The organism is Clostridium beijerinckii HUN142, from assembly GCF_000621745.1.
Classification (GTDB): domain Bacteria; phylum Bacillota; class Clostridia; order Clostridiales; family Clostridiaceae; genus Clostridium; species Clostridium beijerinckii_A.
Window position 1 is genome coordinate 80,908 of the sequence record NZ_JHXK01000025.1, and the last position, 15,300, is coordinate 96,207.

Below are 15,300 nucleotides of genomic sequence, written 5' to 3' on the forward strand. Positions count from 1 at the left end.
TTTAGTTAAAGGATATTAAATTGTCTACACAAGATTACAAATATGAAAAGTGAGTAATAAAAGATTCGAAAATTTACTAAAGAATCTATTTTATAATTTTAATAAACGTTTATTTATGATATTGTTATTTTATCTCTTATGAAAAGCTATACAAAAATATATTGACTTAGAAAAAGAACAAATATAGAATAACATTATTAAAGGACATTTTAAAAGTGGTTTTATAATGTTATATATTTCATTAATTTTATTAAAAAGGAGATCTTAGTAATGAAATTCTTAAAGAGCGTTTTGGTCATTATACTTATTGCTCTTTTTTTAGGGAGTAATTTATATTTTATTAATTTATTAAGAGACAAGAAAGTAGAAAAGGAACCGATAAAACCTAAGATAGTGCTGATTTCTCATATAAAGACTAATCCATATTGGATTGATATAAAAGCAGGTGCAGAAAGAGCTGCTAAAGAAAGAGGTGCAGTGGTTGAATTTTTAGGACCTACAACTGCAAGTACTGAAGATGGGCTAAAACTTTTTGATATGGCTACATCAGCAAAGGTGAGTGGCATAATAACATATGTTCAAGAAGAAGGACAATATAAAAAGAAGATCAATAGCGCAATGGAAAAGGGTATTCCAGTAGTTACAATAGATTCAGATGAAGAAGATAGCAATAGAATAGCATATGTTGGCACAGATAATGTTTTAGCTGGACAAGTTGCCGGGAAGGAAATGGTCAAGCAAATAGGAACGTCTGGAAATGTAGCAATAGTAATGGGAGGAAAAAACGTAAAGAATCAGAAAGAAAGGGTAGAAGGTTTTACACAATATATAAAATCGAATTCTAACTTGAAAATTGTAGATACAGATTCATCGGATGCGATGCTTCTTGAGGCAGAAATTATAACAAGAAAAATATTAAATAGAAATGATAACATAAATGCTTTATTTTGTACCTCAGCTCTTGACGGAATAGGCGCTGCAAGAGCAGTAAAAGATTTAAATTATAAGGATAGGGTAAAAATTATATGTTTTGATGATTTGGATGATACTTTAAGCAATATTAGAAATGGACTAGTTTCAGCAACAATAGTGCAGAAAAGTAATGAAATGGGTTATAGGGCAGTTAATATTATTATGGACAAAATTGAAGGGAAATCAAATAAGTTTTCAAAATCACTAATCGATGTAAATGTAATTAATAAGAGCAATATAGATAGCTATAAGCGAGGAGATGATAAAGTTGAAAACTAAAAGCTTAAATAGTAAATTTATAATGTTTGTTATATGCTTAATTATTCCTATATGTATATGCAATATTATATCCTTGGCGATGAGCAAAAAAATTGAGGACGGGTATGTTAATATGCTTAACAATATGCTCATTACTAATGAAATTAAGCAGCATGTTGACAGCTCTTTAGATAATTTTAATCAATATATATTGAATGGAACTCCAAGTAAGAAAGAAAGCTATAATAATGAGGTGATTCTTGCAAAACAAAAAATTGGTAATCTTAAGAAAAATTCTGATGATGTAAATCAATATATTTTAAGAGATCTAGATAATACTTTAGATTCTTATATAGAAAGTTCTAAAAATACAATATCTGCTTATGAAAATAAGGAGGGATACGTTTTTTACTATGATGATTTTGTAGCGGCCAAGAATATTGCATCATATTGTGATGCATATGCATCGACTTTAATGCAAAATTTCCTAGAGGCTAATAGCATAGCATATAAAGAACTAAATAGAAATAGCAGCGTAATATATATAGGACTAGCTACATATCTTATATTAATTTTAGCTTTGTGTGTAGTTTATGCATTAACATTTATAAGACATATATCTGAGGGCTTAAAGGGTATGGTTGAAATATCAAACAAAGTATCAAAAGGTCAATTTGAATATTATGAAGGTAACAAAACTGACATTTATGAGTTAGATATTTTAACAAAAACATTTAATACTATGATTACAGATATAAAAAATCTTATTAGTTCGCTTAATGGGAAGATCGTATTAGAAAAAAAATTAAAAGAAGAGGAGATGAAAAATCTAAAATATGAGAATGCTTTAAAAGAATTTGATTTAAAGGTATTACAGTCTCAAATAAACCCACATTTCTTATTTAATACCCTAAATTGTATAAACGCGACAGCAATAATGGAAAATGCGATAACTACAAGTAAATTAATTAAATCAGTATCTAATATTTTAAGATATTCTTTAAGAAGTATGAGTACAAATGCACTATTGGAAGATGAAATAAAGATTGTAAAGGATTATATTTATATTCAGGAATGCAGGTTTGATGATAGGGTAAAATTTAATCTAAGTACAAATATGGATATGAAAAAAGTTAAAGTTCCCGGAATGACAATACAACCATTAGTAGAAAATGCATTTATACATGGGATTGAAGGGAAAGAAGATGGTGGATATATAAATATATATATTGATGAGGAAAATGGTGAGTGTAATGTTTTAATTGAAGATAATGGTGTTGGCATTTCTAAAGAAGTTTTGGATAAGATTAATAATTATAATTATGATGCAAAACATACAGGGCATACAACAGGCCTTGGAATAAATATAGTAGAAAAGAGGCTTAGATATTTATATAACAAGAAAAATATGTTTAAAGTAGAAAGTGAAGAAGGCAAAGGGACTAAAGTTTATTTGAAAATACCTATAATGGGGGATGAGAATAATGATGAAAATATTAATTGCTGATGATGAAAAGTATGATAGGGAAACGGTTAAACATATAATAAAGGAAAATTTTTTAGAAGAGTTAGAAATATACGAAGCCAAAAACGGGAGAGAAGCAATTGAACTATCTGAAAGCATCAGACCAGATATAGTTATTATTGATATAAAAATGCCTGGTATTGATGGAATACAGGCATTAAAGGAAATGACAGCAACTTTACCAAACTTATATAGCATAATTTTGACAGCATATGATTATTTTGATTTTGCATTGGAAGCCGTAAAAATAAATGTGAAAGAATATCTTCTAAAGCCATTTACCAAGGAAGAGATTATAGAAAAAATTGCTGTAGGGATTAAATGGGTGAAAAAAGAACAGGAGAAAAGAAAAAGTGAAATTAAAGATAAGGAAAAAATATATACTTTATTGCCTGTACTTGAAAATCAATTAAGTGACCTTATAATAAATGATAAGCTTAAAGGCGTTGATTATGGAATGTATTTACAATGCTTAGATATGGATTTTATGAATAGCTATGCAATGGTCATTTCAATAAAGGATAAATATGCTTATAAAGATATTAGTAGAAGTGAAAGGGATCAAGTTAAAATTAAGATAGGAGAATATATTAAAGAATATATTAATAGAAGATATAAATGTATAGGTAACTATGTATTTTATGAAGAATTAACGTATTTTATACAAATAGATAATGAGGAAACTCAAGATTTTAAAAGTTTAGAGATTGATCTTGCATTTAATTTAAGGAGAGAAATAAAGAAGAGGTTTAATGTTTCAATAAGGGCAGGTCTTGGAGAAATATTTGATTCAGTAGAGCAAATTGTGGAATCTTATAGACAAGCTATGAAATGTTTAGTATATAACTCAGACAATGTAAATATTATTTATATTGATGATATAGAAGGAAAATTGATGAATGATAGTTTTTTAGTCGGGATATCAGGGGATACAAAGTTAGGTAAAAATAAAAATTCAAATAAAATAAAGATGAAACTATTTGAAAGTGTAAAACAATTTATTAGAGAAAATATTGAAACAGAGTTAGAACTAGAGAAGGTAGCGAGCAATTTTGGATTAAGTGTCTATTATTTTAGCAGGACATTTAAAGAAGTAACCGGCATTAATTTTTCGGAATATGTAAATAAATGCAGAATAGATGTTGCAAAGGAATTACTTTCAACTGGAGAAATGAATGTGAAAGAGGTTTGCTACAAAGTAGGATACAATGATCCTAATTATTTCAGCAAAGTATTTAAGAAATATGAAGGTGTTAGTCCTGCAAATTTTAAAGGAAACATGGAAGAAAAGATTTTTTGAAATTAATTAGTGAAAGATATGTTATTTATTATTCGGGAATTTTTTGATTTATAAAAAGCAATATATTACTAACAACATATCACAACGATAAAAAAGTCCAGACTATTTCTTATATTTAGATATTAGTCTGGATTTTCTTTATGTTTTGAATTATTTACTAGTAAAAATTTGCTGTAAAAAGATAGCAATATAAGATTATAAATTAGCAAACCAGTCTATTTGAAACGTTTACTATAACGGATATAATTAAGACTGTAAAAGAGATCTATAATTAAAAAAAAAGGGGAGAAAAAGATGAAATCTAAAAAAATGATTAAATTATTAGGTTTGGCACTAAGTGGGGTACTAATATTTTCAGCATTGACAGGATGTGGAGCAAAAAAAGATGCACAAACATCTAGCAATGGAAATAAGAAAATAAAAATTGGTGTAAGTATGGACGACCTAAGACTTGAAAGATGGCAGCATGATAAGGAAATCTTTGAAGAAGAAGCTAAGAAACTTGGAGCAGATGTTGTTTTCCAATCTGCAAATGGGGATGATCCAACACAAATGTCACAAGCTGAGAATCTTATATCTCAAGGGGTAGATGTCTTAGTTGTAATACCACATAACGGTGAATCAATAGCACCAATTGTAGAAGAAGCTCACCAAAATAAAATAAAAGTATTGGCTTATGATAGATTGATTACCAATAGTGACTTAGATTACTATGTATCTTTTGATAATGTAAAGGTTGGAGAATTACAAGCTAAAGCTATCGTGGATAAAACTCCAAAAGGAAATTATTTCATGATGGGAGGATCTCCAACAGACAATAATGCAAAATTATTTAGACAAGGACAAATGAACATAATAAAACCTTATGTAGATAAGGGAGATATAAAACTAGTAGGGGATCAATGGGTAAAAGATTGGTCAGCAGAGGAAGCATTAAAGATAATGGAAAATGCTTTGACAGCAAATAATAACAAACTTGATGCTGTAGTTGCATCAAATGATAGTACAGCAGGTGGTGCTATTCAAGCATTACAAGCACAAAGCTTAGCAGGAAAAATTACAATCTCTGGACAAGATGCAGATTTAGCTGGTTGCCAAAGAGTTGTTGAAGGAACTCAAACAATGACAATATACAAACCTATAAAAGATATTGCTGCAAAAGCAGCTGAAATGGCTGTAAAGATGGCTAAAGGTGAAGATGTTGAAACAGGTGGTACTGTAACTAACAATGGTAAAAAAGATGTCCCTTCAGTACTACTTACTCCAATAGCAGTTACAGCAGATAACATGAAAGATACTGTAATTAAAGATGGTTTCCAAAAGTTTGATGATGTATATAAAAATGTACCAGAAGATAAAAGACCAAGCAAATAAATAAGAATATTGGAGTCTGAATATATTGTGTCAGACTCCAATATAGAAAGGAGATAAGCATTTCATGAGTGAGTATATTTTAGAAATGAAAGATATAGTCAAAGAATTCTTTGGAGTAAAGGCATTAGATGGAGTAACTTTAAAAGTTAAAAAAGGAGAAATCCATGCTCTTTGTGGTGAAAATGGAGCAGGAAAATCCACACTGATGAAAGTTTTGAGCGGAGAGCATCCTGCTGGGTCTTACTCGGGAAAAATAATTTTTGAAGGAAAAGAATTAAGCCAAACAAGTATAAAAGATTCTGAAAGCGTTGGTATTGCAATTATTCATCAGGAATTAGCACTTATAAAACAATTATCTATAGCAGAAAATATTTTTTTAGGAAATGAAATTGGCGCACGTGGACTAGTAAATTTTAGTGAACAGTTAAATAAGACAAATGAATTATTAAATAGGGTTAAGCTGAATGTTAATCCGCTTACTAGAGCGGGGGATCTTGGAATTGGACATCAGCAATTAGTTGAAATTGCAAAAGCTCTATCTAAAAATGCAAAACTATTGATTCTTGACGAACCTTCTGCTTCTTTAAGTGAAGGTGAAGTAGAAGTGTTGATGGGAATATTAGATGATTTAAGAAGAGATGGAGTAACATGTATTTATATTTCTCACAAACTTAATGAGGTTACAAGAATATGTGACAATGTTACTGTAATTAGAGATGGATCAACAATAGGACAAGTTCCTATTAGTGAGATAGATCAAGATAAGCTAGTACAAATGATGGTTGGAAGAGAAATGAAAAATCTATTCCCTAGAGAAGAACATAAAATAGGCGAAGAATTTTTTGAGATAAAGAATTTTAACGTTTTAGATCCATTTAATAAGAACATAGAAAGAGTAAAAAATGCGAGTTTTACCTTAAGACGTGGGGAGATACTTGGAATTTCAGGTTTAGTAGGCTCAGGCAGAACAGAAATGGTGGCAAGCATATATGGAAGTTTCCAAGGTGAAAAGAGCGGTGAAATATATTTTGAGGGTAAAAAAATTGACATAAAAAATCCAAATGATGCTTTAAGCAAAGGAATAGCTATGGTTCCAGAAGATAGAAAAAAAGATGGAATAATTGCGGGTATGAGTGTAGCTAAAAATATGACAATGAGCAATTTAGTGAAATATAAAAGGCCATTAAATGTAATAGATAAAGATAAGGAAATGATGGATGTTTTAAAATTTATTGATGAAATAAAAATAAAGACTGCATCAACTGAATTAGCAATAAAAAATCTAAGTGGTGGAAATCAACAAAAAGTAATACTAGCAAAAAATCTTCTTGCTGAACCTAAAATATTAATATTAGATGAACCTACTAGAGGAATTGATGTTGGAGCTAAGTATGAAATTTATAAGTTAATATTTAAGCTAGCTAAACAAGGGATATCTATAATAATGGTTTCATCAGAACTTCCAGAAGTACTTGGAATTAGTGATAGGGTTCTAGTAATGAATGAAGGGGAAATAAAGGCAAGTCTTGAGAATAATGGATTAACTCAGGAGATGATCATGAATTATTCTGTAGGAAAGAAAAATGAAGAAGTTAGTGAGAATTATAGCGAAGAAACTAAAACTTCTGTAGGAGGAATATAAGATGCAATTAAGTAAAAGTACAAGTTCAGAAAAAGAAAAGAAATTAGGTTTAGGCGTTGTATTTAAATCTAAGATGGCAGCAATATTAATAGCAACAGCAGCAATATGGGTTTTGTTCACGTTTTTAACAGATGGAAATTTTTTAACAACAAGAAATTTATCAAATTTATTTAGACAAATGTCAATTACTGGTGTACTTGCAATAGGTATGGTTTTTGTAATTATTTTAGGTGAGATTGATCTTTCGGCAGGATCAACTTTAGGTTTACTTGGAGGAATTGCAGCAATATTAAATGTTTGGTTTGGTTTTTCAGCTATCCCAACAGTGGTAATAACATTAATACTTGGAGTTATTATGGGAGCTTGGAATGGATATTGGATAGCATTTAGAAATGTTCCATCATTTATAGTTACTTTAGCAAGTATGCTTGTTTTTAGAGGTGTATTAATAGGAATTACAGGTGGTAATACTGTTGCACCATTAACAGCAGATTTCAAAGCTATAGGACAAGCGTATTTACCAACAGTTGTAGGTTATATATTAGTAGTAATAGCGATTGTAGGTTCAGCATATTTAATATTAGGAAATAGAAAGAATAAGATTAAATATAATATTGAAGTTAGACCAATGGCTTTAGATGTACTTACAATAGTAGGAATTGGAGTTATATCATTAGTTCTAGTGTTAATTCTTAATGACTATCAAGGATTTCCTATACCAGTTTTCATTATGTTACTTTTAGCTTTAATATTAGCATTTGTAGGAACAAAGACTATATTTGGTAGAAGAATATATGGAATTGGTGGAAATAGAGATGCAGCAAGATTATCTGGTATAAACGTAAAAAAACATATTATTGTTATATATTCAGTACTTGGATTACTTTGCGCAGTTGCTGGAATATTACTTACATCAAGACTAAATGCAGGATCAGTTTCAGCTGGTCAAAATGCAGAAATGGATGCAATTGCATCATGTGTTATTGGAGGAGCAAGTTTAGCAGGTGGTAGTGGTACAGTTGCTGGAGCATTAGTTGGTGCACTTGTAATGGCTAGTATAGATAACGGTATGAGTATGATGAATACTCCAACATTCTGGCAATACATCGTTAAAGGGTTAATATTACTAATAGCAGTATGGATGGATATATCATCTAAAAACAAGAAATAATTCTTTAAAAATGATTATACACTCTTAATTAAAACTTTATATAAATTAGTGACGACAAATCATTTGAATAACAGCAGGCTATAATTAATAGTGTCTGCTGTTATCTGTATATATGGTATATTAATTCTATATTTTGTTTAAAATAAAAAGGTATGAGATGGACATAATTATAATGAATTATTTTATTAAAAAATAACATAAAAATATACTCAGAAAACTATTGACTATATAAAAAAAAGAAAGTATTATAAGCTTACAAAACAACATTTAAAAAGTTATTTCAAAATATATTTTAAGTAGTGAATATCAAAAGAATAAGTACTTTGACTTACTTTAATAATTATTTTGATTAAAGCTTGTTATACAAAATAAAATTCAGAATATTCATTGAAATCAAACAACTTTGATTTATATATAAGGGCTAGTCATTACTAACGTTGGCTTTTATAAATAGATAGATAGATGGCTTAATAAGTTATTACGCTATTTACTAGAAATAATTTATATTCAATATAGAAAAATGAGGAGGGTATCATATGAGAGAATACTTTGAAAATGTTTCGAAAATAAATTACGAGGGGGCAAATTCTAAAAATCCATATTCATTTAAATATTATAATCCAGACGAAATTATTGGGGATAAAGCAATGAAAGAACATCTAAGATTTGCCTTATCTTATTGGCACACATTAACAGCTACAGGAGCAGATCCATTTGGTGCTGGGACTATGATTCGTCCATGGGATAGCGAAACAAATGAAATGGATTTAGCTAAAGTAAGAATGGAAGCAGCATTTGAATTAATGGATAAGCTAAACATAGAATATTTCTGCTTCCATGATAGAGATATAGCACCAGAAGGAAAAACATTACAAGAAACTAATAAAAATTTAGATGAGATAGTTGAGTTGTGTAAAAGTTTAATGAAGAAGTATAATAAAAAACTTTTATGGGGAACAGCTAACTGTTTTACTAATCCAAGGTATGTTCATGGTGCAGGTACTAGCTGTAATGCGGATGTATTTGCTTATGCAGCAGCACAAATTAAAAAAGCAATTGAAATAACAAAAGAGCTAGATGGAGAAAACTATGTTTTTTGGGGTGGACGTGAAGGATATGAAACTCTATTAAATACAGATATGGGATTAGAATTAGACAACTTTGCTAGATTACTTCAAATGGCCGTTGATTATGCAAAAGAAATAGGATTTACAGGCCAATTTCTAATAGAGCCAAAGCCAAAGGAACCAACAAAGCACCAATATGATTTTGATACAGCAACAGTTTTGGGATTCCTTAAAAATTATAACCTTGATAAGTATTTTAAAGTTAACATTGAAGCAAATCATGCTACTTTGGCACAACACACATTCCAACACGAACTTCATTTTGCAAGGATTAATAATTTCTTAGGTAGCATAGACGCTAATCAAGGAGATCCATTACTTGGATGGGATACAGATCAGTTCCCAACAAATATATATGATGCTACATTAGCTATGTATGAAATTCTTAAAAATGGAGGGCTTGCACCAGGTGGTGTTAACTTTGATTCTAAAGTTAGAAGAGCATCATTTGAAAAAGAAGATTTATTCTTAGCTTATATAGCAGGAATGGATACATTTGCTAAAGGATTGAGAGTGGCTCATAAGCTTTTAGCAAATGGTGATTTAGAAGAGTTTATAAAAGAAAAATATTCAAGCTTTACACAAGGAATCGGTAAAGAAATAGTTGAAGGAAAAGTTGGCTTTAAAGAATTAGAAGCATATGCGTTAAACAATAACCCTATAATAAATAAATCTGGAAGACAAGAGTTGTTAGAATCTATAGTTAATCAATATATATTTGAGGATCATAAATAAATAATATATAATCTAGATTTATTCATCTCACCAAAATAAGAAGCATGCTTTTATTCCAACTTGTACGGGATTTTGTGGATGATTCTAAGATTAGAAGTTGTATCCAAAGGCTAGCCTTAAAGGTAAGCTCTAAATAAATACATTTGAAAAAACTTCTAACTTGTAAATTTATAGTTAAAAGGACTTCTTGTAATATTTTTCAGTATTATTATTGCAAGAAGTTCCTTTTTATTTAGGACTCTATTTTGGTAGATATTTTATAATAAGTGCAACTTTCTAAATATAAAAAATACCTAGTAAAATAAAAAATGAAAATGTATTCAAAAAACTATTGACCGCAAAGAAAAAGGGAAGTATAATAAACTTATTAAAATACATTTAAAAAGTTATTTAAAAAATTAAGTAAAAAGTTTGTGATTATGTTAATTTAGAAAAGATATATAACTTAGGAGGTTTATTAATGAGATATTTATTAGGATTGGATATTGGAACATCAGGAACAAAGACAGCTCTTTTTGATGAAAATGGAACTACAATAAAAACTGCAACTTATGGATATGATTTATTCCAACCACAGGTAGGATGGGCAGAACAAGATCCAGAAGATTGGTGGCAGGCATGTGTAAAGGGAATAAAAGATGTTATTGGAAAAAGCGGTGTACAAGCTTCTGATATTAAAGGTATTGGATTAAGTGGCCAAATGCATGGGCTTGTTATGGTAGATAAAGATCTTAATGTAATTAGAAATTCTATAATCTGGTGTGATCAAAGAACAGAAAAAGAATGTGATTACATGACAGAAGTAATCGGAAAAGAAAGACTAATTAAGATCACTGGTAATCCTGCATTAACTGGATTTACTCTTTCAAAATTATTGTGGGTTAGAAATAATGAACCAGAAAACTATAATAAAATTTACAAAATACTTCTTCCAAAAGATTATATTAGACTTAAATTGACTAATGTTTTTGCAACAGAAGTTTCAGATGCTAGTGGTATGCAAATGTTAGATATAAATACTAGAAATTGGAGCGAAGAATTACTTAATGAGTTAAATATAGATAAAAACATATTAGCAGATGTTTATGAATCAGTAGTTGTTAGTGGAAAAGTTACAGAGGAAGTTGCAAAATTAACAAACTTAGCAGTAGATACACCAGTTGTTGGTGGTGCTGGAGACCAAGCAGCAGGAGCAATAGGAAATGGAATAGTAAGAGAAGGAATAATATCAACAACAATAGGTACTTCAGGAGTAGTATTTGCAGCAACTGATACACCTAGATTTGATAAAGAAGGAAGAGTTCATACTTTGTGTCATGCAGTACCAGGTAAATGGCATATAATGGGCGTTACTCAAGGAGCTGGTCTATCATTGAACTGGTTTAAAAGAACATTCTGCGCTAAAGAAGTTGAAGAAAGCGAGAAATTAGGAAGAGATATCTATGATTTATTAACTGAAAAAGCAGCAAAATCAAAACCTGGTTCTAATGGAATTGTTTACTTACCATATCTTATGGGAGAAAGAACACCTCATATAGACCCTAATGTAAAAGGTGCATTTTTAGGAGTATCACTAATAAATAACCATGATGATTTTGTACGTAGTATATTAGAAGGTGTTAGCTTTAGTTTGAAAAACTGTCTTGATTTAATCGAAGACATGAATGTAAACATTGATGAGATAAGAGTAAGTGGCGGTGGAGCAGAAAGTGCTGTATGGAGACAAATATTAGCTGATATTTTCCAATATTCATTAACTACAGTTAAAGCATCTGAAGGTGGTGCACTTGGAGTTGCAATACTAGCAGGGGTTGGAGCAGGAGTATATGATTCTGTAGAAGATGCTTGTGATAGAATTGTAAAAGGAAACAAGAAAGTTTCTCCGAATGAAGAATTAAAAGAAGTGTACTCAAAAGTATATGAAACATATAATTCAGCTTATCCAAGAATAAAAGATATTTAAATTATATTAAAGATAGAAATCCATCATCTTAGTTAAGTGATTATATAATTAATTAAGGGTGTGTAGTAGTATCGAATTTTAGCAAAAAAATTATATAGTTTTTTAAATACTTTAACAAAAATAATAATAGTGATATTATTTAAGAAAAAGCTACTATTACTGATAATAGTCGAGAGGAGTATTTTAAAGTTTGATAGAAGTAAATCACAGTAAAATAAAAGAAACTAACAGAAAAAAGATAATAGCATTATTATTAAAGAAAAATGAGATCACCAAATTAGATATATCTAGAATATTAGATATAAGCATAACAACAGTTTCTACAAATATTACAGAATTGAAAAGCGAGGGTATTGTAGAAGATGTAAGGTCTTTGGAATCTACAGGAGGAAGAAAAGCAATTGCTATTAAGTTGAATGAAAACTGTAGATATTCAATTGGAGTCGCACTAACACCGAATCATATAAAGATATCATTAGTAAATATAAAGAAAAACGTTATTGAAAGTATGCGAGTTAGACATAATAATGATGGAATAGAGAACATAATAAATTTACTTAATGAAAATATAGATTTGTTAATGAAGAAATATAATTTATGCTCTGCAAATTTATTAGGAGTAGGTATTTCATTACCTGGAACCGTAGATTTTAAAGAAGGAATAATAAAGTATTCATATTTGTTAGGCGCCAAAGATTTTAATTTAAAGGAAAAGTTCGAATACTTGGACATTCCAGTATATGTAGATAATGAAGCAAATTTATCAGCTTACTACGAGTTTCTAAATAAAAGAGATATACTAAGAAATCTATTATATGTATCAATAACAGAGGGGTTAGGCCTTGGTATAATAATAAATGGAAAAATTTATAGAGGTGACAATAATTCATCAGGAGAATTAGGTCATACTAAGATAGCAATTGATGGAAAAAAGTGTAAGTGTGGAGCTAGAGGCTGTTTAGAAGCATACACGTCTATGAATTCTCTTATTGATAATTATAATGAGGCTAATAGTTCAAATATTAGTGATATTGATGAATTTGAAGAGAGATATAATCAAAATGATAAAGATGCTCATGATGTCTTAAATGATTATTTAAAAACATTATCTTTAGGTCTATCAAATTTGGTTATGATATTTGATCCTAGCAGCATAGTAATAGGTGGAGATATAAATAACTTACTTAATGATAAGATAGATATGCTAAAAAAAGATGTCTATAAAGATAATTTATTTACAAATGAAAATAATTGCAGCATAAGTATTGCAAGTTTTAAAGAATCTTATCTACTAGGAGCCGCTATGATGCCTATAGAAGAATTCTTGGAAATTAAATAATGGAGTGGTGAAAGCTACTCTATTAATTTAAAAACTTATTAAATAAATTTTAAAAATATATTTTTAAAGTTATGTAAGCATAGCTATATTAAGGGGAGTCTTAATCTTTGATTGGAACTCCAGATTAAGACAAGCCTTTTATATAAAACTAAATATCTATTTATTTCATATTAGATTTATGTTCTTGATTTTTGATTGGAACTCCGAATTAAGAGCAAATTTCTTATGTGTTACTAAATAAATATTTACATAAAGGTAAGTCTTAAGTAAGAAATTAAAATTTCTTATTTGAGATAACCTTATATATTAAATGATTTTTAATTAAACAAAGAGGAGATGTTAATAAAATGAGATTTTTCTTAGACACAGCAAATGTAGAACACATTAAAGAAGCAAATGAAATGGGAGTAATATGTGGTGTAACAACAAATCCATCATTAATAGCAAAAGAAGGAAGAGACTTCAATGAAGTTATTAAAGAAATAACAGAAATAGTTGATGGACCAATAAGTGGAGAAGTTGTAAGTGAAGATGCTGAAGGAATGATAAAAGAAGGAAGAGAAATAGCAGCAATTCATAAGAATATGATAGTAAAGATTCCAATGACAGCTGAAGGATTAAAAGCAACTAAAGTATTAGCAAGTGAAGGAATTAAAACAAATGTAACATTAATATTCTCAGCAACACAAGCATTACTTGCAGCAAATGCAGGAGCAACATATGTAAGCCCATTCCTTGGAAGAGTAGATGACATATCAATGATAGGTATGGATTTAGTTAGAGATATAGCAGAAATATTTGCAGTTCATGGAATAGAAACAGAAATAATAGCAGCAAGCGTAAGAAATCCAATTCATGTAATAGAAGCAGCAAAAGCAGGAGCAGATATATCAACAATTCCTTATAGTTTAGTAATGCAAATGCTAAAACACCCATTAACAGATCAAGGATTAGAAAGATTCAAAGCAGACTGGGCAGCAGCATTTGGAAAATAGATTGCCGAAATAAGGAACATGCTTTTGTTCCGGTTTCTAAGAAATTTTAACGGGTGATTCTAAGATTATAAGTTGTACCCAAAATGCTAGTCTCAAAAACGAGTTTTGAACAAGCATTTTGGAACAACTTATAACCAAGAAGCACAACCGTCAAAATTTCTAATGAAACACTTCACAAAACATGTTCCTTATTTCTAGCACAGATATATTTCGAAAATAGAAAAGTAATTTAGAGATATAATGGCTAGATTCTGAAATTAGAAAAGTGTAAATGTATATGTATAAATATTTTGATATAATCCTTTCGCAAAAGTATGATTATCATTTATGATTTATTCATGTTCCAAATGACAGAGATAAAAATATATATTATTAAGAATGTAAGAAGTTAAGAATGAAAGAATATAGGAATTTAAGAATTTAAGAATTTATAAATGAAAATATAAAACAATTTAAAAAGAAACCAATAAAAAATGGTAACAATATAAAAAGGTGTAGTAAAATAGGCGCTTTTTGAAAAGAAATTGAAGGACAGTTAAGATTATTTCATGTTTGAAATGAATGCGAAGCGCAGCATGGGACTTAATTAGCACAAATAAGAACTTATAAAAAATATGTCTAGGAAATGAGGATAAAGATGAGTAGAGAATTAGATAAATTATCTATTAATGCAATAAGAGTATTATCAGCAGATGCTATTGAAAAATCAAAATCAGGACATCCAGGACTACCACTTGGATCAGCTACAATGGCTTATACATTATGGTCTAAGATGAATCATAACGGAAAAAATCCAGAATGGGATAACAGAGATAGATTTGTATTATCAGCAGGACATGGTTCAATGCTTGAATATTCATTGCTACATTTATTTGGATATGGACTTACAGTTGAAGATA

General features: G+C 29.4%; 10 protein-coding genes and 1 pseudogene. All 11 read left to right on the forward strand.

Annotation, left to right across the window (positions count from 1 at the left end):
* Window positions 1-270: 270 nt before the first annotated feature.
* Window positions 271-1,251 carry a substrate-binding domain-containing protein gene (locus T483_RS0112995; protein WP_026887246.1) on the forward strand — a complete coding sequence of 327 codons (981 nt, stop codon included), beginning with the start codon at window positions 271-273 and terminating at the stop codon, window positions 1,249-1,251.
* Window positions 1,241-2,737 carry a sensor histidine kinase gene (locus T483_RS0113000; protein ID WP_026887247.1) on the forward strand — a complete coding sequence of 499 codons (1,497 nt, stop codon included), beginning with the start codon at window positions 1,241-1,243 and terminating at the stop codon, window positions 2,735-2,737. The genes T483_RS0112995 and T483_RS0113000 overlap by 11 nt, the downstream gene beginning before the upstream one ends.
* Window positions 2,715-4,055: a response regulator gene (locus T483_RS0113005; RefSeq protein WP_026887248.1), complete on the forward strand. Its 1,341-nt coding sequence runs from the start codon at window positions 2,715-2,717 to the stop codon at window positions 4,053-4,055. The genes T483_RS0113000 and T483_RS0113005 overlap by 23 nt, the downstream gene beginning before the upstream one ends.
* Window positions 4,056-4,349: 294 nt before the next feature.
* Complete coding sequence (gene xylF / locus T483_RS0113010) at window positions 4,350-5,429, forward strand: D-xylose ABC transporter substrate-binding protein (RefSeq protein ID WP_012058596.1); 1,080 nt, start codon at window positions 4,350-4,352, stop codon at window positions 5,427-5,429.
* Window positions 5,430-5,493: 64 nt separating this feature from the next.
* Window positions 5,494-7,071, forward strand: a complete 1,578-nt coding sequence (locus T483_RS0113015; protein WP_026887249.1) for a xylose ABC transporter ATP-binding protein — start codon at window positions 5,494-5,496, stop codon at window positions 7,069-7,071.
* 1 nt (window position 7,072) lies between these two features.
* Window positions 7,073-8,242, forward strand: a complete 1,170-nt coding sequence (locus tag T483_RS0113020; RefSeq protein WP_026887250.1) for a sugar ABC transporter permease — start codon at window positions 7,073-7,075, stop codon at window positions 8,240-8,242.
* Between the two features lie 536 nt (window positions 8,243-8,778).
* Window positions 8,779-10,104 (forward strand): xylose isomerase, encoded by a 1,326-nt coding sequence (xylA, locus tag T483_RS0113025; protein WP_026887251.1) that lies wholly within the window; start codon window positions 8,779-8,781, stop codon window positions 10,102-10,104.
* A gap of 460 nt (window positions 10,105-10,564) precedes the next feature.
* Window positions 10,565-12,067, forward strand: a complete 1,503-nt coding sequence (xylB, locus tag T483_RS0113030; protein ID WP_026887252.1) for a xylulokinase — start codon at window positions 10,565-10,567, stop codon at window positions 12,065-12,067.
* A gap of 190 nt (window positions 12,068-12,257) precedes the next feature.
* Window positions 12,258-13,406, forward strand: a complete 1,149-nt coding sequence (locus tag T483_RS0113035; protein WP_026887253.1) for an ROK family transcriptional regulator — start codon at window positions 12,258-12,260, stop codon at window positions 13,404-13,406.
* A gap of 347 nt (window positions 13,407-13,753) precedes the next feature.
* Complete coding sequence (gene fsa / locus T483_RS0113040) at window positions 13,754-14,401, forward strand: fructose-6-phosphate aldolase (protein WP_012060610.1); 648 nt, start codon at window positions 13,754-13,756, stop codon at window positions 14,399-14,401.
* 637 nt (window positions 14,402-15,038) lie between these two features.
* Window positions 15,039-15,300 (forward strand): annotated as a pseudogene (locus T483_RS29105) (transketolase); the annotation flags it as partial.

Bases quoted from the DNA above. Each gene is read 5' to 3' on its own strand.
- T483_RS0113005 (WP_026887248.1), top strand. From the start codon at position 2,715: ATGATGAAAATATTAATTGCTGATGATGAAAAGTATGATAGGGAAACG.
- xylB (WP_026887252.1), top strand. From the start codon at position 10,565: ATGAGATATTTATTAGGATTGGATATTGGAACATCAGGAACAAAGACA.
- T483_RS0113015 (WP_026887249.1), top strand. From the start codon at position 5,494: ATGAGTGAGTATATTTTAGAAATGAAAGATATAGTCAAAGAATTCTTT.
- T483_RS0113020 (WP_026887250.1), top strand. From the start codon at position 7,073: ATGCAATTAAGTAAAAGTACAAGTTCAGAAAAAGAAAAGAAATTAGGT.
- xylF (WP_012058596.1), top strand. From the start codon at position 4,350: ATGAAATCTAAAAAAATGATTAAATTATTAGGTTTGGCACTAAGTGGG.
- T483_RS0112995 (WP_026887246.1), top strand. From the start codon at position 271: ATGAAATTCTTAAAGAGCGTTTTGGTCATTATACTTATTGCTCTTTTT.
- fsa (WP_012060610.1), top strand. From the start codon at position 13,754: ATGAGATTTTTCTTAGACACAGCAAATGTAGAACACATTAAAGAAGCA.
- xylA (WP_026887251.1), top strand. From the start codon at position 8,779: ATGAGAGAATACTTTGAAAATGTTTCGAAAATAAATTACGAGGGGGCA.